General features: G+C 32.6%; 19 protein-coding genes, 1 pseudogene and 1 other annotated feature. Of the genes and pseudogenes, 13 read left to right on the top strand and 7 right to left on the bottom strand.

Annotated elements, in window-relative coordinates:
- Window positions 1–597: 597 nt before the first annotated feature.
- Both NQZ71_RS23070 and NQZ71_RS23065 read left to right on the top strand, forming a co-directional pair.
- Window positions 598–3,276, top strand: coding sequence for a beta-glucosidase (locus NQZ71_RS23070; protein ID WP_317011808.1), 2,679 nt, complete (start codon window positions 598–600; stop codon window positions 3,274–3,276).
- 463 nt (window positions 3,277–3,739) lie between these two features.
- On the top strand, window positions 3,740–4,183 hold the full coding sequence (locus NQZ71_RS23065) for an ASCH domain-containing protein (protein WP_317011807.1): 444 nt from the start codon (window positions 3,740–3,742) through the stop codon (window positions 4,181–4,183).
- A gap of 108 nt (window positions 4,184–4,291) precedes the next feature.
- Here the strand turns inward: NQZ71_RS23065 and NQZ71_RS23060 are convergent, their stop codons facing one another.
- On the bottom strand, window positions 4,292–4,630 hold the full coding sequence (locus NQZ71_RS23060; RefSeq protein ID WP_317011806.1) for a nuclear transport factor 2 family protein: 339 nt from the start codon (window positions 4,628–4,630) through the stop codon (window positions 4,292–4,294).
- Between the two features lie 143 nt (window positions 4,631–4,773).
- Window positions 4,774–5,637, bottom strand: a complete 864-nt coding sequence (locus NQZ71_RS23055) for a LysR family transcriptional regulator (RefSeq protein ID WP_275008804.1) — start codon at window positions 5,635–5,637, stop codon at window positions 4,774–4,776.
- A 220-nt stretch (window positions 5,638–5,857) separates the two neighbouring features.
- Between NQZ71_RS23055 and NQZ71_RS23050 the strand changes: the two genes are divergently transcribed.
- From NQZ71_RS23050 to NQZ71_RS23030, 5 genes are all read left to right on the top strand, one after another.
- Entirely contained in the window at window positions 5,858–6,220 is a 363-nt protein-coding gene (locus tag NQZ71_RS23050) for a cupin domain-containing protein (protein ID WP_144457083.1), read from the top strand.
- 83 nt (window positions 6,221–6,303) lie between these two features.
- Window positions 6,304–6,669, top strand: coding sequence for a cupin domain-containing protein (locus NQZ71_RS23045; protein WP_317012520.1), 366 nt, complete (start codon window positions 6,304–6,306; stop codon window positions 6,667–6,669).
- A gap of 289 nt (window positions 6,670–6,958) precedes the next feature.
- Window positions 6,959–7,204 (top strand) — a binding site (T-box leader).
- A gap of 54 nt (window positions 7,205–7,258) precedes the next feature.
- Window positions 7,259–8,827, top strand: a complete 1,569-nt coding sequence (locus NQZ71_RS23040) for a 2-isopropylmalate synthase (protein WP_317011805.1) — start codon at window positions 7,259–7,261, stop codon at window positions 8,825–8,827.
- A 36-nt stretch (window positions 8,828–8,863) separates the two neighbouring features.
- Complete coding sequence (locus tag NQZ71_RS23035; protein ID WP_275008806.1) at window positions 8,864–9,031, top strand: hypothetical protein; 168 nt, start codon at window positions 8,864–8,866, stop codon at window positions 9,029–9,031.
- A gap of 558 nt (window positions 9,032–9,589) precedes the next feature.
- Complete coding sequence (locus NQZ71_RS23030) at window positions 9,590–10,198, top strand: transglutaminase-like domain-containing protein (RefSeq protein WP_275009031.1); 609 nt, start codon at window positions 9,590–9,592, stop codon at window positions 10,196–10,198.
- A 144-nt stretch (window positions 10,199–10,342) separates the two neighbouring features.
- Here the strand turns inward: NQZ71_RS23030 and NQZ71_RS23025 are convergent, their stop codons facing one another.
- The gene (locus NQZ71_RS23025) at window positions 10,343–11,746 is read right to left on the bottom strand and encodes an MFS transporter (RefSeq protein WP_144457089.1); all 1,404 of its coding nucleotides are present in this window, start codon (window positions 11,744–11,746) and stop codon (window positions 10,343–10,345) included.
- A gap of 1,152 nt (window positions 11,747–12,898) precedes the next feature.
- Between NQZ71_RS23025 and NQZ71_RS23020 the strand changes: the two genes are divergently transcribed.
- The gene (locus NQZ71_RS23020) at window positions 12,899–13,477 is read left to right on the top strand and encodes an HAAS signaling domain-containing protein (RefSeq protein ID WP_317011804.1); all 579 of its coding nucleotides are present in this window, start codon (window positions 12,899–12,901) and stop codon (window positions 13,475–13,477) included.
- Complete coding sequence (locus tag NQZ71_RS23015; protein ID WP_317011803.1) at window positions 13,474–14,079, top strand: NDxxF motif lipoprotein; 606 nt, start codon at window positions 13,474–13,476, stop codon at window positions 14,077–14,079. The genes NQZ71_RS23020 and NQZ71_RS23015 overlap by 4 nt, the downstream gene beginning before the upstream one ends.
- Window positions 14,080–14,164: 85 nt before the next feature.
- Here the strand turns inward: NQZ71_RS23015 and NQZ71_RS23010 are convergent, their stop codons facing one another.
- The 3 genes and pseudogenes from NQZ71_RS23010 to NQZ71_RS23000 all read right to left on the bottom strand — a co-directional run bounded on the left by NQZ71_RS23010 (window position 14,165) and on the right by NQZ71_RS23000 (window position 17,067).
- Entirely contained in the window at window positions 14,165–14,338 is a 174-nt protein-coding gene (locus tag NQZ71_RS23010; protein ID WP_186304131.1) for a hypothetical protein, read from the bottom strand.
- Between the two features lie 548 nt (window positions 14,339–14,886).
- Window positions 14,887–15,961 (bottom strand): annotated as a pseudogene (locus NQZ71_RS23005) (cation:proton antiporter).
- A 95-nt stretch (window positions 15,962–16,056) separates the two neighbouring features.
- Window positions 16,057–17,067 carry a DUF3231 family protein gene (locus tag NQZ71_RS23000; RefSeq protein ID WP_260055716.1) on the bottom strand — a complete coding sequence of 337 codons (1,011 nt, stop codon included), beginning with the start codon at window positions 17,065–17,067 and terminating at the stop codon, window positions 16,057–16,059.
- 462 nt (window positions 17,068–17,529) lie between these two features.
- On the opposite strand from NQZ71_RS23000, the gene NQZ71_RS22995 reads away from it, so the two are divergent.
- On the top strand, window positions 17,530–18,429 hold the full coding sequence (locus NQZ71_RS22995) for a CPBP family intramembrane glutamic endopeptidase (protein WP_317011802.1): 900 nt from the start codon (window positions 17,530–17,532) through the stop codon (window positions 18,427–18,429).
- A 309-nt stretch (window positions 18,430–18,738) separates the two neighbouring features.
- On the opposite strand, the gene NQZ71_RS22990 is transcribed toward NQZ71_RS22995, so the two are convergent.
- Complete coding sequence (locus NQZ71_RS22990) at window positions 18,739–18,897, bottom strand: hypothetical protein (protein ID WP_186304132.1); 159 nt, start codon at window positions 18,895–18,897, stop codon at window positions 18,739–18,741.
- Between the two features lie 789 nt (window positions 18,898–19,686).
- Between NQZ71_RS22990 and NQZ71_RS22985 the strand changes: the two genes are divergently transcribed.
- The 3 genes from NQZ71_RS22985 to NQZ71_RS22975 all read left to right on the top strand — a co-directional run bounded on the left by NQZ71_RS22985 (window position 19,687) and on the right by NQZ71_RS22975 (window position 23,416).
- The gene (locus NQZ71_RS22985; RefSeq protein ID WP_275008813.1) at window positions 19,687–20,877 is read left to right on the top strand and encodes a Ger(x)C family spore germination protein; all 1,191 of its coding nucleotides are present in this window, start codon (window positions 19,687–19,689) and stop codon (window positions 20,875–20,877) included.
- Window positions 20,878–21,244: 367 nt separating this feature from the next.
- The gene (locus NQZ71_RS22980) at window positions 21,245–22,192 is read left to right on the top strand and encodes a sensor domain-containing diguanylate cyclase (RefSeq protein WP_317011801.1); all 948 of its coding nucleotides are present in this window, start codon (window positions 21,245–21,247) and stop codon (window positions 22,190–22,192) included.
- A gap of 444 nt (window positions 22,193–22,636) precedes the next feature.
- Entirely contained in the window at window positions 22,637–23,416 is a 780-nt protein-coding gene (locus tag NQZ71_RS22975) for an alpha/beta fold hydrolase (RefSeq protein ID WP_144457102.1), read from the top strand.
- The last annotated feature ends 750 nt before the right edge of the window (window positions 23,417–24,166 follow it).

Raw genomic sequence — 24,166 nt, 5'->3', positions numbered from 1 at the left:
ATACGATTTTGATAGGATAATATCCAATATTAGGGAAGTTGAATAAGCAAGGACTCTTAGAAGGGAATATCCAGTATTACAATAATGATTTGTTGTTTATAGTAATAAATGTCTACTTAGTATAGAGTCTACCCCTAGTAAAAGTGAACGTATTTATGAATCTTTTTCCTATTACAAGAAGATCCATTGATTGAAAGGAATTACTTGTAATTAATTTGTGTTAGAGGTGCAGATTATGCTGAGAGTCAGGTTATTGTTAATCTTCCAAGAGGACTACAGGCAAGAAACACTTGTTATTTTGTTGCAATTGCTTCTTTGTTTGATTGTAAAATATATATTATTTATAAGGGATTTACCATTGAATTTAATATTAGTTGAATAATTTTCTTATCGTACATTTATTATTGCCAAAATGTACGGTTTTTTTATTTTAATGGAATGTTATTATTTTCTATATTTTAGGGGAAGTTAACTCAGATTCGATGATGTGGATAGATGACTAATGTAGCCCATTCATTACTATAGACATTAGGTGAAAAATCATAGTTATATAGGAGAACGTACAAATTATCAAAAATAATTAAAAGGAGTGGGATAATGGTCGGATTTTCAATAGTAAGACGCAAGTTGATGAAAGTCATGATTCTTTTCGCGATGATTCTTAGTCTTTCAACATTACCATTAAATGCATTTGCCAGAGAGTTTCCGTGGATGAATAAGGGTCTTTCTGCTGAGGAAAGAGCTCGTACATTAGTCAAAAAAATGACTTTGGAGGATAAGGTAGACTTTATAACTGGAAACGTCAACAGTGATTACGGATTTTATAATCTGGGATTAGCAAAATACGGAATACCTGCCTTACAAATGGCAGATGGACCTAATGGAGTCCGCATAGCTAATCCTGAAATTCAAGATAGACAATCAACTGCTTTGCCTTCTGCATTAGGCCTTGCTGCAACATGGAATATAAAGACTGCTAAAAAATATGGAAACCTGATCGGGAAAGAAGCTTTTAATACGACCCATAATGTTATGCTTGGTCCGGCACTTGATATTGCCCGCATTCCTTTCGGTGCAAGAAACTTTGAATCTTTTGGTGAAGATCCATATTTGCAAGGACAAATGGCAACAAGCTATGTGAATGCTATTCAAAGTAATAGTGTATTGGTTTCAGCCAAGCATTATTTATTGAATAATCAAGAGAAAGACCGCTTTACAGTTGACTCTCAAGCAAGTGCACGAGCAATAAATGAAATTTATGCAAGACCATTTGCAAGCATCATTGAAAATGCTGATTTAGGAAGTATCATGTGTTCATATAATAAGGTGAATGGTATTCATGCTTGTAATAATGTGGATTTACTAACAGGTCTACTTAGAGAAAGCTTAAACTATAAAGGATTTGTCATGAGTGACTACGGAGCTAATAACAGCACAGTTGAGTCAATTAATGCAGGACTTGATTTAGAAACACCGGGAGAGCCTTCTGGAGATTGGGGCAATACGCTTCTACAGGCTGTAAATGAAGGTAAAGTAAAAAAAGAGACAATAAATCAAAGTGCTTATCGAATTCTTTACCAAATGTTTAAAAAAGGTTTATTTGATAACCCCACGCAGAACAATCCAATTAAAATAAAAGCCCATGGGGAAATAGCTCGTCAAATCGCTGCTGAGACAATTGTGTTGTTGCAAAATAAGAAAGATGTCTTACCATTAAATACACAAAAGCTGAATTCCATTGCGGTCATCGGACCTGACGCGGATAATGCTTCAGCAGCCGGCGGAGGGAGTTCCCTTGTTAATCCAACTTATACAGTAAGTCCGCTAGAAGGTATAAAGAGACGTGCAGGAGTAAATGTACAAGTTGAATATGAGGCAGGGACAGATCCAGTTAATGCCGGTGATATTTTTCCTGGACCTGATGCAGTTCCTTCTTCTTTCTTATTACCAGCTGAAGGTTCTAAGGAGAATGGATTAACAGCTGAATACTGGTCGAATGAGAATATGGAAGGAAATCCAGAATTTAAACATACCGCTAAACAAGTTAGCTTAAATCTTGGTTTCTATAATTATAAAGGTTTTAATGCACAATCAACTAAATTAGACAAACTGCCAACTAGCTTAAATGGCAAGATGTCTGCAAGATATACCGGTTTAATAAATGTACCGAATACAGAGAAATACACCTTATCTACGACAAGTTATGGATCGAGTAAAGTGTATATTGATGGAAAGCTAGTGATAGATAATGCTGGTGAAGAACTGAAAACAGTACAGCAGACAATTACCTTGGAAGCAAATAGAAATTATAATTTGAAAATAGAGTATAAAACAGACTACAAAGAGGCTCCTGGATATAAGAATGGCGGTCAATTACGCTTTGGATGGAAAGCTTCAGACAAAATTATCGACAAAAATATCAAGCGTGCCGTTAACTTAGCGGAAAAATCAGATGCAGTGGTTATTGTAACAAGAACGTACGATAGCGAAGGTTACATAGATCGATCAGATATGGAACTGCCTAATAACCAAACACAATTGATTAAAGAAGTCGCAAAGGTAAATAAAAATGTCGTGGTTGTAAATGAAAGTGGCATTGCTGTAAAAATGGGAGACTGGAAAAGTAAGGTCGCTTCTATTGTACAAGCATGGTATCCAGGACAGGAACAAGGAAATGCGATAGCTGATGTGTTATTCGGAGATGTTAACCCTTCTGGAAAGCTGCCAGTCACATTCCCTGTTGATGAAGAATCAACACCTGTTTCTACTGAAGAACAATATCCTGGAATTAATAAAGTGGTCAATTATACAGAAGATATATTTGTAGGTTACCGTGGCTATGAACAAGCAAACATTAAAACAGCTTTCCCCTTTGGACATGGTTTATCCTTTACTAAATTTGATTATAAAAATCTAAAAGCAAAGGTTGAAAATTCGAGAGAATCCACTGATTCAATGGTTGAAGTTACTTTCAATATAACAAATACAGGTGGGGTGACTGGGTCTGAAGTAGTACAAGTATACACTGGTAACCTTCCTACTAATGTAGAGACAGCTCCTAAACAATTAGCAGGATTTAAAAAGATTGAACTAAAGCCTGGTAAGGTAAAGAAAGTAAGAATTAAACTCGATTCAAAAGCCTTCTCTTATTATGATGAAAAGAAAAACAAATGGATCATTCCTCCAGGCAAAGTAGCTATTTATGTGGGTAGCTCTTCAAGTGACATTCGTCTAGAAGGAAGTGTAACTGTTAAAAAAAATCAACCAAAAAGCTAAAAAAGTCGATTTAAGGAGTATTATTAGATTAGCCTATAATACTGTTTTGTCTGCAATATTAATGACAGCAAGTAAAAACACAGTACCTAAAATCAACCAAATTATTGGACTAAAAGAAATAAATTATACAAAACAAGAGGGAAGGAAGATGGCAATTACGGGTATTGTTTTTAGTAGAATAGGTATTGGTTTACCTATTCTCTTAATTGCTATTTCATTTATGGCATTTTCCTTATTCTAGTTAAGAAAATTATAGTTGCTTTAAGCAGCTGTTTTTTTGCTTAGTTTCTTTTTGATCCCTTTTTATATAACAATAGTGACAGGATTCTTGTGATAAATGAAAAAACAACTTGTGGAAAAAACTAGGCAGATTAGTGCAAGAAGGATAATTCAAAATAACCTAGAATAAGTATCTAGATTGAAGAAACTGAAGAAATTAAAATATTATTAAAGGAAGAGTCAAATGAATAACAGGGTTAAAGAATTTTGGGATGAATTTTGTGAAGAAACTCAAAAAAAAGGGATTCACTATAGAGATGCTTTCCAATTTGGGACTTCTGCTGATTGGTTAGCAGAATTAGTTGTTACTGGAAAGAAGACAGCAACTACTTCAGGTCTCGTCTTTTATGAAATGGAAAAGGAAGCAATCCCTACAGTTAGTGAGTATTATATTGTTTTAAATGGGAAGGAAATTCCAGTTGCAGTTATTGAAATTGAATCTGTTCAAGTTGTTCCAATGAATGAGGTCACCGAGGAATTTGCTTTAGCTGAGGGTGAGGGTGATTACCAATTCTGGTGGAATGCACACGAGAAGTTCTTTACTGCATTGCTAAAAGAGTATGATATAGAATTTTCACCAAATATGTTAGTTGTGTGTGAAAGATTTACAAAAGTATATCCAAAATAAGCAATAAATGAAAATAATAAATGGCGCAGTTTTCACATTATGTGGAGATTACTGTAAAGGTAAAAAAGCCGGATTTTCCACTCAAGGAAAATTCGGCTTTTTTTAATGTTATTTTTTGTATGAATCAAACATATTTGTATTGTCTGGTACATTTTCTAGATAGGTTATTTTTCCGTTTTTATCCAAATTAGCAATATCTTTACCTGTTTGAGTAAAGACACTGCCAGTTGCACGCTTTCCGCATACTGCCCAAGGCGTTTCAAACATATCTGTATCTTCAACTGCTTTCCAGCCTTCAAACATATGCTTAATATCAGCATTTTCTTTAAAAACCATTTTCATAAACAACTTCCAGTTTTCGATACCTTGCTTTTCATGGCCATTTAAGACAAATATAATATCGTCTGAAAAAAGACTCAGTAATTCTTCAAATGCTTGTTCACCCAATTTAAGATTACTTCTGTATTACCTGCTAAAGTGAGTCGTTCTTTTTTTACGTGAAAAGATAGCTTTAACCGACTCAAATATCGGCTGTCGAAGTCTAACAAATCATTTTTGGAACTACATACTGGCTGATTTGTTTCCGTTCTTCATAGATTAGTAATGCCTGCGAACTCCATAAATTTTGAGAGAGCACTAGTCATATACGAATCACGACGCATTATAAACACAGTGGGAACTGTTCTATGTGTATCCGGTAATGGATGGCAGTTAAGTTTGTCCTGCATCCGTGATTCAACCATAGATATTGGTAATACGGTGACACCTAACCCGTTTTCAACGCATTTAAGGACACCCTCTAGAGTGCCATATTCCATTACCCTCATAGGAGCAAAATCATTGTCCGCTAGCCATTTTTGCCAAATTCCTAAATAAGTGCAATGAGCGAATGACGAAAGCAGTGGTTCGTGTAAAATTGATTCTATATGAAATGTTTCTGTAGAGTAGCTTGTAATCAGAACTAGGGATTCATCAAGTACAGGGTACTCAATAATTTCTGGATGAAGAATTGGCCCATCAACAAATGCGCCATCTATCTTGTAATTGAGAATAGCATTAACCTGATCTACAGTAGGTGCCATATATAAGCTTAGTTCTACTTTAGGAAATTCCCTGTGATATTGAGAGAAAATAATTGGTAATCGTGTAGTAGCAGTTGATTCCATAGCTCCGATGTGCAAAGATCCTCGCGGAGTAGAGGAAAGCTTGACTGCTTCAATAGCTTCCTCAAAATCAAAAAGTAACTTATTTACATATGGTAATAATTCACGGCCTGCAGGGGTTAAGGATATCTTCTTATGATATCGGTATAGCAGGGGAACTCCTAACTCCTGTTCGAGACGCTGTATTCTTGCAGTAACATTTGACTGTACATAATTTAATTTCTCAGCAGCCTTAGTAATACTTTGTTCAATAGCTACTGCCTTAAACACTTCTAAAGATTTAATATCCAAAGCAAGTTTCTCCTTTAGCATCACAAATTATGATTAACTATCCTCTTTTTTTTGATTTTACATGATGCATTGGAGTATGTAAACTTAGTTTGTAAGAGGTTAACGTAAAGACTAAGTAATAGAGTAACTTATTATTCATAAATAAGGAGGGAAATGGAGAAAAAGGAAATTTAGCTAGGTAAGATAATACACAAGTTGTCAATAACGAGGAGGTAAGCTCTTGATTTCAATGGTCAATATAAAGGATAAATTTTTACAAATAAATGATTACTGGAATCCTAGAATAGGTGGTGAGTTAAACGATTCATACATAAAAATGGTAAAGATTAAGGGTGAATTTATTTGGCATCACCACGATCATGAGGATGAGATGTTCTTCGTATGGCAAGGAAAGCTGGTAATACGTTTGAGAAACGGTGAAATAGTTCTTAATGAAGGAGAATTTATTGTTATACCTAAAGGAATAGAACATCAGCCAATTGCTGAAGAGGAAGTTCATTTGCTATTAATCGAACCAAAAACCACACTAAACACAGGGAATGTGGTCAATGAACGAACTGTGTTGAATCCTCAAGGAATTTGAAAAGCTGAAAGTTTAAAAGTAGGATTGGTTAAAATGGATTGAGTTAAAATAAGATATAGAGAATTCAAAAGGTGGTGGTTAATATTAATTATCAAGCTATTAATTTGAATGAGAAATTTTCTAAATTCAACGAACGCTGGTCTCCAAAGGTAATTGGTGAAATGAATGATTATCAATTCAAAGTGGTCAAGATAGAAGGGGATTTTGTGTGGCACGATCATCAAGATACCGACGAGGTGTTTATCGTTCTAGCTGGTGAAATGTTCATTGATTTTCGCGATGGTCAAGTTAAGGTGACTCAAGGAGAGATGTTTATAGTGCCAAAGGGGACCGAACATAAACCTTTCGCTATACAAGAGTGTCATATCATGCTAGTAGAGCCAAGGGGAATTGTAAATACTGGCGATACTAAATCAGCATTAACCGCAGTTAATGATATCTGGATCTAATTTATGATAAAGTATAAACAATTATCAAACTATTCGACTGAATGTTTAAATTAGAAAGCTTAGATTCAAAAAGAGTTATTTATTAAGTACCAGTCGAATTACTGAAGTGGATAATGAAACAAAGAATATTTTTAGTGAGTGGAAATGACCTTTATTTTGTCCAATTAATCAAATTACTAAAGACAGCTTATGTAACAAATTCGGAAAAATTATGCAAATTAAATATTTCTGAAAATTACAACTTGACAACTTGAAATTACTGATATATTATAGCCTATAATTAAATAATAAATAAGCAAAGATTGGAAATAGTATAAGGTTTATAAACTCCTTCAGAGAGCCGATGGTTGGTGCGAATCGGTAGTTATACCCTTTGAACTCATCCAAGAGCTACTCTCTGAACCATATAAGTAGGAGATGTCGGGTTTCTTCCGTTATAAAAGATAGGTGGTGATTGCTGCCGAAAATGAGTGGGTTACTTTTGTATTATATTAACCAATTAGAGTGGTACCGCGAGCAATGCCTCGTCTCTATATTTTTATATAGAGGCGGGGCTTTTTTATATTTTATTAAATAAGGAGTGTTTCACATGTCAAGAAAAATTTGGGTATTTGATACAACATTAAGAGATGGAGAACAAGTTCCTGGCGCAAAATTGAATGTATATGAAAAATTAGAAGTTGCCAAGCAATTAAAGAAACTCAAAGTTGATATGATTGAGGCTGGATTTCCTTCTTCATCAACAGGTGATTTTAATGCGGTTAAAGAAATTGCTAAAAGGATAGGAAATACAGATGATGTGATAATAACGGCGTTAGCAAGAGCAGTAAAATCCGATATTGATGCTGTATATAATAGTGTGAAATATGCAAAAAATCCACTAATCCATATTGTATTAGGTACTTCGGATATTCATGTGGAAAAGAAATTTGGAAAATCGAAAAATCAAATATTAGATATAGGAGTGGATGCTGTGAAGTATGCGAAAACACTCCTACCAGAAGTGCAATATTCAACAGAGGATGCGTCTAGAGCTGATTTTGAATATTTATGGAAAACTATAGAAGCTGTTGTAAAAGCAGGAGCCACAATTATTAATATACCTGATACAGTTGGTTATGCTGAACCTCAAGAGTTCGGTGAATTAATATACAAGATAAATGATCGCTTGAAGAATTTGAATGATAAAGTGCTTCTAAGTGTTCATTGCCACAATGATTTAGGAATGGCTACAGCTAATACATTGGCAGCAATAAAAAATGGTGCAGAAAAAGTAGAATGTACCATTAATGGAATTGGAGAACGTGCAGGAAATGCTTCATTAGAGGAAGTAGTTATGGCTGTTCATACACGTTCTGAGATATATCAAGTATTTACGAATATTAATACAAAGGAAATTATGAATACGTCGAGGATGGTAAGTGGATTCATGGGACTTGATGTACAAGTAAACAAAGCAATTACAGGGGAAAATGCTTTTGCACATTCTTCAGGTATTCACCAGGATGGATTAATCAAATCAAGAAATACTTATGAAATAATTGATCCCGTCACTGTGGGTCTTGACGACATGGAGCTTATTCTGACAGCACGTTCTGGACGCCATGCGGTTAAAACTGCTTTTGAAAAATTAGGTATGAATCAATTTTCAAATTCAGAATTCGAGGAAATCTTTGTAGACTTTCTTGAGTTAGCCGATGCGAAAAAAGAGGTATATAATCATGATCTATATGTATTGATTGAAAATTATTACAAAAAAGTAAAGGGGAATAATCAGGACATCAGCCATTACAGTAACAATTTTTATGAGTTAATAGATCTGCAAGTGATCAGTAATACAAAATTTCCTTCTGCTAGTGTGGAGTTAAAGAAGGCTGATCAAATCATAAAGGGAACTGCGATAGGTTCTGGTCCGATTGATGCTTTATATTCTGCAATTATGAATGTATGTGATTTAGATATGAAGTTGATTCAATATGATATTAGAAGTGTTTCAAGGGGAAAAGAAGCACTAGGGAAAGTGAAAATTCAAGTTGAATTTAAAGGGGAAATATATATTGCCAAAGCATCAGATACAGACATTTTAAAAGCAAGTGCATATGCGTATATTAATGCCATAAATAGTATTGTGGTCGATCATTTACTTCCAGTTAAATAAAAACCTAATATGATTTGAAAAGTTAGGAGATTATCAATGAAGGGAAGGGAAAATATAGTACAACAAATATTAATTCCAGAAGGTAAACAATCTGCAGAAGAAGTTACAAATACAATAATTGTAAGAGAAAACAAAATTCCAAGTAAATTATTATCATTTTACAATTCTAGAAAAAAATTAATTATCAGTGCAAATGTAAGATGAAATAATCATGGATGTATATAGACAAAGATTTTATTGCTTCATCCAAACAAAAAAGTGCTGGTTTAGTTTACAGAAAAGTTAATTTTATTTAAATACGAGTAAATTCAGAATCAATTTCCTAATGAAAAAACTGTTAAAAAAGAATATTTTCACTTTAGAGAGCATTGGTCCAATAAGAATTAATGCTCTACTTTTCTTTGTCCACACTAACTGGGCAGCATTCCTGTAATAAAGGATGAAACAAGAATAATTTGTAAAGTATTACACTTAAATTAACGGGGGCTGTTAGTTTAACAAGAAAAATTATTTTTTTTTATAAAAAATGAAAATGGTTATTAGTTTTAGGCTTGTCAACTTAACATGTATATCCTAAACTACAATCAATTCTAATTGACAAGGAACATTACTCAATGAAAAAACGCTAAGTGAAGAGCAGTAGTTAAGAGGATTGTTGAGGGAGGACTAGCACAATAATAAATAGTTTAACCAAACCAACAAAAAATGTATGATTATGTTATTAGGGTTATACATATGCGCTAGTTTTAGGGGGAAGGGTTTATAATTTTGATTTGTGAGTCGCAAAAATTAGATAACTATTTACTCGAATTAACGGAAGTTAATTATTCTAATCCGATTATAAAGAAGATAGGAGAAAAATTGTTTGATCCATCTCAAACGGAAATAGAAAAGGCGAGAATAGCTTTTGAATTTGTTCGTGATGAAATTTCGCATTCTTGGGATATTCAATCAAAACGAGTTACTTGTAGTGCTTCGGAAGTAATAGAATTTAAAGAGGGGATTTGCTATGCAAAATCTCATCTATTAGCTTCATTATTACGTTCGCAGGGAATACCAACAGGATTTTGTTATCAAAGATTAATGTTATTTGATACTCCAGAAAAAGGGTATTGTATTCACGCATTAAATGCTATCTTTTTTAAATCACTAAATAAATGGATTAGAGTTGATGCTCGTGGGAATAAAGAAGGGGTTAATTCTCAATTTTCTTTTGAAGAAGAGAAATTAGCATTTGCAATTAATGAAGAATTACATGAAAAAGATTATCCTCTTATTTATGTTAAGCCTCATCCCAAAATTGTTGCTGTCTTAAAAGAAAATACAAATGCGTTAGAAATGTATAAACATCATTTACCAGACAGCTTGTAGTTGTTATACAAAGGAGAGAGGAAACATTTTATTGCTGACTTGACGAATTGTAGCTAACTAAATAAGCTGCCATACGGCAGCTTATTTAGTTAGCAAACTGAACAGCAGCATTCTGTAGCTGTCGAGTGCACTTTCCAATATGGTTTATTCTTGTTCAGTTTTCCACCATAAGGCATCTTCTGGATTCGCAACAGCTTCTTTAAATTCAGATTTCGTTGCAACTGTTGGATAAGATCCTTTTAAGGACTTTCCGGTTGTACTCTTAAATAAGAATAGAATTACAAAGAATCCGATAATGCTTACGATTGTTAAATACCAGGCAGGTGCTAGGTTATTGCCTGTTTGGTGAACGAGCCATGTTGAAACTAACGGTGTAGTACCACCAAATATGGAAACAGAGACATTAAACGTTACTGATAATGTTCGGTAGCGTATATCGGTATAGAACATTGCTGGCAATGAACCGGGCATGGAGCCTTCATATGTTGCAAGCAGTACGCCCAGAATTAGAATACCTAACGAAATAAATAGCAGGCCATTCATGTTCACGAGATAAAAAGCTACTGCAGATAAAAGAGATAATCCGCCTAAACCAATTAAGAAGACATTTTTATTACCGATGTTATCACTTAACTTACCGAAGAGTAATGTTAGTGGCACCATGATAACCATGACAAGTGTAATTAAAATAGTACCTGTTGTGCTTGATAAACCAATTATCTCGTTTAAATAGGAAGGCATGTAGGATAGTAACATGTAATTTGTTACATTAAAGAAGGCTACAGATACGAAACAGACAATTATATCCTTTTTATGATTTTTTAGGATAGAGAAGAAGCCTTCTTCTACTTGCTCTTCAGCATTATTTGTAGAAATTTCATTCTCAAAAATAGGTGATTCCTCTAAGCTTTTTCTTAAATACATTCCAACAAATCCTAGGGGTAAACCAAGCAAAAATGGAATTCTCCAACCCCATGAGGCCATTTGTTCATCTGATAGGGTAATAAAGAGTATGCTGGCTACAAGTGAAGCCAATATATACCCTGTAAGTGTACCAATTTCCAATCCACTTCCAAGGATGCTGCGCTTATTATCAGGAGATGATTCGGCAATATAGACCATTGCACCGGCATATTCTCCTCCAGTTGAAAATCCTTGAATAATTCTTGCGACTAATAACAGTATCGGTGCCCATATTCCGATTTGATCATAAGTAGGCAATAACCCAATCAATAATGTAGAAAAGGCCATTAAAATAATTGTTGTAGTTAAGACGACTTTTCTTCCTGCTTTATCACCAATTTTACCGAAGATAATACCGCCCAATGGACGCATTAAAAAGGCAATGGCGAAAGTTGCGAAAGTAAATACTAATTTTAACTCGTCATTTTGAACTGCACTAAAAAAGTTTTGACTGATAATAACAGCTAAGTAGGAATATAAACCAAAATCAAACCATTCCATTGCATTTCCTACTCCTGTTGCAAACACACTTTTCTTCGCTGTTTGGATATCAACAACGTTAATTTTCTTCTTATTAAATTTCATTTTTTCAACTCCGTGATGTGTGGTTATACAAAGAGAACAAATGAGCTAAACTAATGTTACTCATGGTACCGCTTATATGTATCATATTGTGTGCAAAAGCATCTGAAGCATACTGTAAGTATAAATAATTAAAAGTGCCAAAATCTTCAGGTTAAAAATAACAACCAACGTAAGTCATTTAACACAGGTGAATAGGTATATCCCTCCCATTATTAAATAAATTTAACTATATCCAGACATTGCTATCATTCAATACAATAGTTCTATTCATAAAACCATAAATTTTTATTTAATACTAAATACCCGTACAAATCTTATGTTAAACATAATATAAAAAACTTCTGAGTTATAAGTACCAACAAGGGAGATGAAAACATAAAAGTTGGGATGAAAGATAACGCTTTTTGGCCTGTATAAATGAGCTGACTTAGTGTCTGGGATTAACTGAACACGTCTTTGGTTTACAATCTATATCTAAAGGAAAAATTATAGGCTTCTAAAGCAAAAATTCGAAATGGCTGATAAAAATGACTTTATTGTTTACGTTATACTGAATAATATGTTCTGCAAATTTATACTGATCTAGAGTCATGTTAACCTTATTTAGTCCAAGACCATTTATATCCTTTTTCTTTGGTAGTAAAGCCATCTTGAGATAAAATCAAGGTTTTCCTTCCCCTATTAGAGAAATAAGTACTAATGCAATTTCTAAATTGGAGGTAATAAGAAGAGGATAATTATATTTCACTTTAAACAACATCTGTTGCTTGATAAAATGCTATCTTAGATGAATTTTTTCTTTTTTTTACAATTATTGGATGCAAAAGCATTAAACTTACTTTATAATGAAATAATTCCAATATAAGGTAGGTGGTGCTTATGATAATTGTATACATATATAAAAAGCGAAGGTATGTTAACTAGATCTTTAGAAACCTAAGTAACAATGGATTTTGTCTATAATTTAAATTAATCCTGAATATCAGTATGATTTTTACTCGTAACAATTAATATAATTTTATTAAGACTCATTATGAGAAGGTACAGTATTAAACATAGTACTAAATAATATATAGTAGGAAAGACCAAATAAGTGATAAATCATAAAAACTTAAAATATTTTCCTGGAAATTTATTGTTTTATTAAGGAGAATGATATGCTTGAACAAAAATATTTTTTTGGAATTACTCAAAAATAGTTTGAAATTTATGTCTGAGCAAGAAAAAAAGGACATAGTATATGAATTTAATAGACACTTTGATGAGGGGAAACTTGAAGGAAAAAGTGAAGAGGAAATATCGGAGAAATTAGGGAGCCATGAAGAAATTGCTAAAGAATTAAACGCTGTTTATGCTATGAAAAGGGTTGAAGAGAATAGTACCATTAAAGGTTTGTTTACAGCAATGTTGTCAATTATGGGGTTAAGCATCATGAATTTTATATTTATTATGATGGGTTTTTTTATAATGCTAATACTATTACCATTTATTCTAGCTTATTTCATTGGTGTACCTATCATGATTTTATCACCAATAATTTTAATTATTTTCGGCTTTGTTAATGGGTTTGGTACAATTGGTGCTGGAGATTTTTTCGAATCTATAAAGGGGCTTATTATAGGGGCTATTTTAGCACTCACAGGATATTTTATAGGGAAATTCTTTATCAAACTATTTATTAAATACTTGAGATGGAACATATCAATCGTGAGGGAGAAGAAGTTAGTATGAGATGGGTAACATATTGTTTCTTAATTTTTGTTATATTATGTGGATGCTCACAGAATGAACCTATAGAAGATACGGAAGATGAAATTCTTTCTACTCAAGATGTAGAAATTCCAAGTAATATTTTCACCTCAGAAAAACAAAATAAAAAAATAGACGAAGAAGAAGTAAATTTAAGCATAAAAACATATCTAGATAGCTATGAAGAATTAACTAATGCTAGTTCTCCATTTTTAGATGTTCTCTATGAAGGAGAGGATTTAAGTGGAAATGAATTGGAGAAATTTAAAAAAATCAGCAAACTTACTAAAGAAAATGACGAGAATTTTTCAAACTATATTTTAAAAAACACCTTACCTGAAGGATATCAAAAAGAGACAAATAGGATTAGTAAATATATTACAGCTTCAAATGAAATTCTTTATGGACTAGATGGAACGCTTAGTAATATTACAGAAGACCTAAATGAAGGAATAATTCCAGAAATAAACTTAGGTTCAATAAAAAGTAAAACTGAAGCGGTGAATGGAAGGGAACAGAAAAAAATTGAGGATTTCCTAGATGAGAAAGATATTAGTACTAAAGCATTTGGAAGAGAAACATAAATTAAAGAAGCAGTTTAGCTGACTAAAAAAACAAATGCAAAAAAATGAACTGTACTAGGATGACAGTTCATTTTATGGCTAGATACTATTTTCCATTTTTTAGCGGGGAAATTACATTGTTATAAAAAAATCTTTCCCATTTAGCTAACAAGCTGTTCCCATTTTCACCACGCTGAATTTCAATCTCATGGTTTTTATGAAATCCTGCTATTCGTTTATTATGCTCATTGTGCCATTGATGAAGAGTTAATTGTTTCATTATGACTCCTCCTTTGATTAATCCTATTATATAGCTTGGGTCGAGTATAGAAAAGTGAAATTAACCCACAAGTTTTGACATGGGGGAGTCAAATAATTGGCGAAAATCGTGCAACAAGAAAGAGAATGTGCAATTTTAAACTATAAAACGTGAGAGCCTGGAAAGTCCTGTTTTTAAAAAAAGGCAGATGGAGACATATTAAAACTTTGATTTTCAAAAATAAAACCTACAAACAACTACCAAAAATGGTTTCGTCAGAGTATAGGGAAATAATTCCTGGAACTGATGGATGTGTAAGTGGCTTAGTATTTCCAGACAAAGTTATCCATAGCTAATGATGAAAAAAATGTTAAAAAGAATAGATCAAGATACTGACGCAAAAAAACCATTGGTTATAGCTTCACAAATGAAGCGTTAGATTTATTAAAGAATGATAGTTTTATGTCTTTACTATCAGTAATTTTGTATTGTCTGATGAAGATTATAAAGAAGTAAATGGTAAAGGTGGTAAATGTTTTCTAATAAAATGACCTTCTTAAGTTATAAAGTTATACAGTTTTTTCTTTGTTATTTAAAGAGTTACTTTCCCCTGGAATTAAATATCTCAATAATGGAGGAGCGAACAAGGTTGTTGCAATTATAACGACTACAATAGCAGTGAAATATTCAGGTAACAAAAGAGATTCTTGTAAACCAGTGGCGGCAATAATTAGAGCTACTTCTCCTCGTGAAACCATTCCAGCCCCAATAATTAAAGAGGAACGATTGTTAAAAACAGATATTTTTGCTCCAATAGCTTCACCTACAAGTTTCGTTATAATCGCAATAATTACTAGTGCTACAATAAACCCAATCTGGCTTCCTACACCATTAAATGAGACATTTAAACCACTGCTTACAAAGAAAACGGGAACAAATTGGCATATGCTATAGGCTCCACCTTGCTCTCGATGGTGTGCTTAAAGTTTGTTTGTGAAATCGCTATGCCAGCTGCAAACGCTCCAATAATTCCTGCCATTCCAAGGATATCTGCAAAATATACAAAAGCTAAACAAATGACAAGGGAGATGGATACCACTGGTTCAGTAACCTTTAATTTAGATAATAATTTTAGCTTTTTGGGAACAAGGAAACCTCCTGCAAGTAAAATACCAATAAAGAAGATGACCTTTTTACCTATTAGAAGTCCAATGGAACTCATTTCCAATCCCAAGAAAACTAGTCATGACAGCTAAAAGTACGACAACCAGAACGTCGTCTACCTATATCCTTTAACACTTGGACAGTAATACTTACAGATGTTGCACATAGTAGTACTCCTATAAATAGGGAGTATGTTGTATTTAGTCCAAATAGCTTTCCGATACCAAATCCTCCGATAAAAGGAAATAGGATACCCAGTATAGCAACCGCAAAAGCAGCTTTCCAATTCTTTTTAAGCTGGTCCAGATCTGTCTTCAAACCGGCTAAGAACCTGAGCAATAAAACTCCAATCTCAGAGAAATAATGAATAAAATCATCGTTTTCTATTTACCCAAGGACTGCGGGACCTAATATTATTCCAATGATTAACTTTCCAAGTACAGCTGGCTGTCCTAATCTTACGGATAAATCACCTGCAATTTATTTGCTTTATAAAAGGACTCCTAAGAGTCCTTTTTAAGTAGTTTGAATTTGTATATTTTTATTTAAATCAGATTCTAGAATTTTATAGATATTCAGCTTTTATCCTTGATTAGTTGATTGCGATCCTCCATTTGAGGAGGCTCTTCAAACCAACCGTTTTTAATTTTAATTTTTATGCCTTCTTGAGCATAAAAATATACATCTTTTGCTAGCAAAATGGACTTCATAGAAAGGTCATTTCTTAAACTAAAGAATGCACCCGTTCCAGCGCCTACAAGTCCAAATCCATTTAGAATATAGATACAGTGCATCATCAGTTTGTCTGAAAATGGGGAGACATTTGAGGCTGTTACAGTACCTACTGAAGAGCTGGAAAATCGGACATCTCCTTCTCGAAGAATATCTTCCATCATCTTAATTTGTTTCTTTGCAAGCTTTTTTCCTTTTAAAAAATATGTTGTAGCTTCTTTGCTTTGTGCACATTGTGCAAACCCTGTGATGAGTTGTAGCCCAATGTTATTGGATTGAAGGTTATGATGAAGGATGCCAATTTCTAAATCATTAAGCGCTCTTTTATCACCAGTTAGTTTAAAGCCTTCCATATACTTTTTACTCTCAATAATTTCGTTTTTTTTCGGTAAGGAAACTTGAGGTGGAAGCGCAAGATTTCCTCTTTCTAGCAAGTAACAAGTTGATAATTTGTATATTTTTTGCGTAATTGTCGTTAATCCCTCATAAATTTGCATAACTCTTTTATTGTATGCCATATTCATATTTAAGGTATACAATCCCATGCTGACTTCTTTTAGTACTCGAATAAACATGATGTCAAATCCATTATCGTACAATTTAGGTGCTGTTAGATTTACATCTTCCGAGGTAAAACCTATTGGTTTAACCATTCCTTGTTCGGAAAATAGTTCTTCCATTTCCAAAACATAAAAATTTAGTTCTTGCCAGAGACCACCTAAAATATTTCTAGCTTGTAAATCATCAGATTTTTCAATGAAATACTCCAAAATCCTCATAATTAGTGTTTTTTCCTGGTAAGTTTGCCATATTGCTCCTACTTCAGAAGCGCTTATAGAATTGTTTTGAAACAAGGGTCATGCCTCCAGTAATGTATACTTATATTATTAATAATGTTTGCAAACAAAAGGTAAACAATACAGAGTTGTAATATTAATGAATAAAAAATCTAACATGTATTATTAAATGGTATAAAGAAAAGTCACTTTAAAGTAATACACACTAAAAGAGAAAAGGAATTATTTAGAAGAAAGATATCACTTTTTTGGAGTATTTTGCGGGATTGTTGAATATAATTTGACAATGGTTCGTGTGAATTTATTTAGAAAATATATTTATCCACTATTAATGAAAGGAATAGGCATTGTTGGAGTTACGGCATGTGCTGATGGAACAAAAATATCGTTAAGATTAGATAAAAAAAAGAGTTGAAAAGCACTTAGGTTTCTTCAAGGGATAAACGGAATTCTACCTATTTCTATTAGATTAGTTTTCTAGTATGTGTCTATGGCTTACAAGTAGAAGGAGTGAAAGATTTGTTTAAAAACAGTAATGGTCAGGTAAGGACAGGTTGGCTCATTTTTGTAACGCTAATAGTTACTTTTATAATTCAAGCAATTTTTATGCTTCCAGTTGAGATGTACGCATTATTTACGGTTAGTTCAGACAGTACAGGTGTATTTACAATGGATAGAAGCGATATTATGTCAGGTCGTCCGTGGTTAGATTTATTTTCTTATGCTTTCGGTTATGTAGCTGCTTTAATTTCATTGCTTTTATTATGGAAATTTTTAAATAAAAAGAAAATACAAGATTTAGGTTTTGGTTTTTTCCTGAAAAATATAATGTTTGGCTTATTATTAGGAGCAGTATCTATTGCAATCATTTTCTTTATCCTCCTATTTACCGATAATATCGAATTAATTAATTCACTTTCCAACCCAAACTTTACAACTTATTCTGTTACTTACTTAATCTTTTTTATCTTGGTTGGTTTGTTTGAAGAACTTGTATTTAGAGGCTATATCATGTCTACCCTTGCAGATAGAGGTCGTCGAAAGGTTACCATTTACATTGTTTCAGCCCTGATTTTTGGAATTGCCCATTTGGCTAATCAAAATGTAACACCGCTAGGAATTTTCAATATCTTCCTAGTAGGAATACTATTTGCATACATGTATGACAAAACACAGAGTTTGTGGACGCCTATTGGATATCATATTACATGGAACTATTTTCAAGGAAATGTTTTCGGCTTTCCTGTTAGTGGAACAACGCCATATGGTGTATATACAATTGATGTGAGTGGTGGAAATGATATAGTAACGGGTGGTTCTTTTGGTTTAGAAGGAGGGCTCTTAGCTACCTTATTGATCATCTTTGGCTTTGTTTGTACTTATTTATTTTCTGGAAAAAGGAATCAAGCTTCTATTTGAGTGTAATATGGAAACTAGAAAAGGAATATGGAAATTAGATTTTATTGATTATAGGTAATGTTGTGGCTTTCGTTATGAGGATGTGGCCATCAATTCAAAAAAACATAATACGTGGCTTTGACACCAACAGGTCAGCATTCCTGTATATGCTTTTTTATAGCGCAAAATTCACAAATTGTGAAGATACTCACTTCTAAAAAATAGGGGGGAACTCTAAAAAGCCTGTATCGATGATTACTTAATAATCATTGATACAGGCTTTTAGTCGTAAATAATTCTCCATTTATATAAATAACTCTTATGGAATTTTTATTTTATTCGGTTTGATAACTCTTTCTTCATTTTTCTAATCTCATACACAATCCAAATCGTTTGAAGATTAGCCAATATCCAGCCCGCTAAATGAGACACAAAAAATGCAAATGTTATTTTCTTGCTCGTAAACATAGCTGAAGGTTTTAATTTCATCAACTCACCTATTTCTTTAATTTTTCTTCCATACTTTCTTTCCACGACTAAATAGTTATCCTCAACATGGAATAACAGGTCAATATTTTTGTGTTAAGTGGATTACCTAATTCGGCAGATTAATGCAATTAGAGAAATAATAATAAAAAATACATGAAATACTAGGTATAATACTTAGCGATTAGATATTTTATTAACTTTTTGGTAAGTGTTAATAGAAATAGCAATGAGAATAGCACTGAATATGCTTGAAAGTAGAGCAGAGCCAAGACCCATCCACATAATTGTAATAAGTTTTCCTTTGTAGTTAGGGAACATAATTAACCTCCAATATAAGCATCTTTTTTTATAATTTGCTTTAAGAGAAATTGTATACCTTTCAAGATTTTATAACTTAAGGCATTGGTAATGCATAATAAGTTGTACCTTTATTGATTGTTGATCAATCAAGGAGTAATATTGGTTTATTTTGAGGACGAGCGCGCAATGAAACGAACTAATTTTAAACCCATATTCTATTTTGTCACGTGCTCATTTTTCAAATTTAAATGTAATTTTATTATTCGTGTTTAGAAAGGTTATCTTTTGTTTTGTCCAGCCTCCTTTTACTTACTTTTCGTAATGAAAGGGTGATAACTTATATACAGGTATATAAAAAAACTTATAAGAACACAAATGAAGAACAATTTTCTCATGATTCTATGTAAGAAGTAATTTATTAGGGAGTAGTCTTCACCAAAGAGTCAAATAATAATATAGGCTTACTATTTATCCTAGAGGAGTTTGGTAATGAACTTTTTAAAATATATTTTACTACTATGTCTAGTACTCCTTTTAACTGGTTGCTGGGATAGGAATGAACTGGCGAAGACTTCTATTGTTACAGGCATGGCAGTTGATAAAGGGGAGTCATTTAAATATAAGCTTACTATTGAAACTACAGAGGCAAGAGAGATGACGGCTCTAACAGCAACTGGTTTAGCCTCATCGAATGTTGCTTCTCTAGAAGGGAATACAATCGGGGAACTTGTTTCTAAATTTAACGTTGTAAATGCAACTATTCCAATATATTCTCATATGAGAGTTTTAGTTATTAGTGAAGAGCTGGCAAAGGATGGAATGTTAGATTTTATGGATTTTTTTGATCGAAATCGTCAAATTAGAGATGACTTTCTTATTGTTATTGCAAGAACAGGAAAAGCAGGCGATATCTTGAAAGTAAATAATATGTATAAAAAAAGTCCTTCGCTCAAATTATTTTCTCAATTAACTACTATGCAAAAGGATTGGGGAGGAGCTCCAGATATTAAGTTAAATGATTATACACGAATCTCTAATTCAGAAGGACAGGCTCCAGTACTTCCTGCAGTCCAATTAATTGGGGATCCAAAAAAGGGTGGAAATATTGAAAATTTAAAAAGTGAAGATCCTGATAGTCAAGTAAAGGTTAATTCTATGGGAGCATTTAAAAATGGAAAGCTAGCAGGGTATGCATCTCTATTTGAAGTACGCGATTTACTTTTTGTCCAAGGTAAAATAAAAAGTACATCTATTGACGCTAAATGTGAAGATGGGAAAAAAAAGTTTGAATATCGTGTAACCCATTCTACTACAAAGATTACTGCAAAAGAGATAAAGGGCATACCAAATTTTTACATAAAGATAAAGACAGAAGGCATATTGGATGGTACTGAATGTTTAACAAAGTTAGGTGATGCAGGTGCATTCGAAAGCTTTGAATTATCTATAAATAAAACAATGGAAAAAGAGATAAAAGCATTCATAAAAAAAACGAAAGAAGAGTTTAATGCTGATATCTTTGGATTAGGTGACTTATTAAGAGAACAGGATTATAAAAATTTCAAAAAATATAAAGATACTTGGGATGATGGGTATGCAAAAGCGGAGATGCATGTTAATTTCAATTCAGAAATTAAAAGAAGTGGATTAAGAAAAGAACGTTATATAGAGGATAAATAGAGTATATATTAGTTTTAGGAAATAATTAACATTGTGAGTTATTATTAGAAGGAAAGGGTGCCTTTTTTGATTGCTATTGAAGATTCATCAAGTAAAGGTTCAATCTTCGATATAAAAGCTGTATGTATAGGTCGTAACTAACCAAAAAGAATGTGATTAAATGTGTTTCTATCTTTTAACTTTTTGTCTAATTTAGAAAGACCACAAGTTCATCCATTTGATTGCAGACCTTTGTGGTCTCTTTGCATCAAATGTTAGCAAGGGTAGGAGCCTCATTTAGATAAGAAATACTATATGCTTTTATAAGTATATAAAAAATTCAGGAGAACCTTCATTTTTGTGTGAAGGTAAGAGGTTGTTAAAATACATGAAAAAAATTGTAAAAGAATATCAGTTCTACGAAAGCTTTAATGAGCTTGCTATAGACATTCTTGCCTTAGCAAAAGAGATATTACCCGAGGGGTTTTTGTTCTTAAGTGCATTTACAGATATGGAACAGCACATCTTAAAAGTTGCTGAAAATAAGGAAAACATTCATATAAATGAAGGAGCCGTTATTCCACTACAATCCGCAGTTTGTACAAGGATTAATTTTACGGAAGGTAAGGCCTTAGTATATGAAGATATAAGCAAAGAAGCGAGTCTGAGGGATATAAAAAGTACTTATCAATCGACAAATGTAAATGCCTATTTGGGGGTGCCAGTAATTCTAAGAAATGGGGAAGTTTTTGGAACCATATGTGCAGTTCAGGAAAGTGCTACAACGTTTAACAGTAATAGTATAAAGTTAATCGAGAAGCTGGCAAAGATGTTTTCATACTATTTAGAATTAGAAAGCATGGCTTACAGAGACCATTTAACTGGTTGTTATAACAGATATTTTCTGGAAAGATTCTTTAATCAATATACAAAAAAAGAGGGAACCATTTTCTTTATGGATTTAGATGGTTTTAAAAAGATTAACGATCAGCTAGGACATGAGGCTGGCGATTTTGTCTTAAAGGAGGTTTCATTAAGAATAGAAAATGTCATTAAGCAGAGCACGCTAAATGGGGCTGTTTTTCGTTTAGGCGGGGATGAGTTTATTGTTAATTTAAGTAATATTAATAAAGAAAAAGTAGATGATATAGCCAATGCGCTTATTCGTAACTTATCGTCTTGGGATTTTCACATAAAGAATTTCTGCTTATCCGTAAGCATCGGCATTGTTACTTATTCAAGGGAAAACCAATCGCTCGAAGACCTGTTAAAAAAAGCCGATAATGCTTTATATCGGGCAAAAGCAAGTGGTAAAAATACATATCGGTACTTCTAACTTTTTATATTATATATTTCAATATGTAATAAAAATATATTTTGACTTGCTCGGAAAAAGTCCCTGTTTGGGGGCTTTTTTCGTTTAACTTTTTTTGTGAACAATTTTCTGGGTAGCCATATAACATGTACTTCTCCCCAGATTAGATTAATATATGGGAGACTGATCCTAAAGTAAGTATATAAACATAAACTTGTTAAGTGATTATTGTAAATAATGTTAATTATCAACGCAAATTTGGTAGCAGCTATTTGAAAAGTTAAATTCCTGAAACATATAGAGGAGGTAAACCGTAAACTAATTAAGGATGTAAAAAAATAAAGAACTTTAAAAAAGTCGGCCATAACTAATCTTTTTCGATCTTAAGTTAAGGGGGAAGCGATTATATCGTCAAAACTATTAATTACTAAGACCAAAAAATTTTAAAGTAGAGAGGTGAAATGCTTGACCTTACATTATCAGGAGTATGGTGACAGAAGTGCTACTTTAATACTATTTATCCATGGTGGAGGAGTTAGTGGATGGATGTGGGATAAACAAATTCAACATTTCACTCATTATCATTGTATCGTGCCTATTCTGCCTGAGCATGGGTTAAACAATACTGATATTAATTTTACTATAAAAGGAAGCGCAGAAGAATTAGTTAAATTAGTGGAAGAAAAAGCTAGCGGAAAGAAAACAATTCTAATAGGATTTTCTTTAGGTGCACAGGTAATAATTCAAATGTTAAGTATGAAGCCAAATTTAATAGATATTGCCATAATAAATAGTGCTTTAGTTAAATCACTACCACTCGCAATAAATTTAATAAAACCAACTATTACCTTAACCTATCCATTAATAAAAAAAAGATGGTTTTCCAAATTACAAGCAAAAACATTATATGTTAAAGAAGGCTACTTTGAGAAATATTATGAGGAAAGCCGCCAAATTAAACCTGAAACACTTGTTAGGGTATTAAAAGAAAACATGTCGTTTAAAATACCTAAAAACTTTGGTGAAGCAAACGGAAAGATGTTGGTTACTGTAGGAGAGAAAGAAAATGCTATTATGATAAATTCTGCTAAAGCAATAATCAAAGCTAATTCGAATTGTGAAGGTGTTATTGTACCTAACATTGGTCATGGAGCTTCTTTAGCAATGCCGGATTTCTTTAATCATATGATAGAAGCATATATACAAAAGGGAAGTCTACCAAAGGAATGTAAACTTTTGCGGTAATATACATGTTATTTCGTCTATTTATTACTACATGAATACTAAGTGTTGGTGTAGCTAATGTTCCTTTCTCACAGGTAGCTAAACTAAAGTGGCAGCATTCCTGTTATTATGAAAAAACAATCAAATGTACTGACATGGCAGACTAGTGGAAGAAAATAAATTATACTTTGATAAATGCTAATAATAAAATTTTGTATAATACATTCCATATAAAAGGAAAAAATAGTAGTAATAGAAAAGGTGAGGAGAATAAATAAGTTTCATTACATAACAATTATTACAATCCTGCTATTAATCATTTTTAGCATAAATTTAGTTAATGAAATTACTTTTGCCATTTTGTTTATTCCATTGGGATTTTCAGTGCTAATTATCGGAATATTGGAGTTTAAAAAAGTAATAAAAAATTATAGAAAACATTTATAAACGCCTTTGTTATTGTTAAAAAGTGCAGTAATCCTGTAATAAATGAATGGACCCTTTTTGTGGAAGAAACATGGCAGCGTTTCGGCTGTAGGATCTAGTTCTTCTTTTATAAGCAAGGCAGGATTATAGAATAATTAGTATAAAACTGCTACTTACAATAGATACATTAGTCTGTTAAAATAGATATGCAACTTTTTACCGATATACGATGAAAGGAATCTGAAAATATTTTTATAAATTAAAATATCTTACGCGTGTGTAACGATTCTTTGTGTGGTTTTTAGTCATAGTAAATTTCTCATAATGATGCGAGGGGTTTGACGT

The organism is Niallia taxi (genome assembly GCF_032818155.1).
In the GTDB taxonomy this organism is placed as follows: Bacteria; Bacillota; Bacilli; order Bacillales; family Cytobacillaceae; genus Niallia; species Niallia taxi_A.
This window is presented reverse-complemented; position numbering and strand designations above follow the sequence as displayed.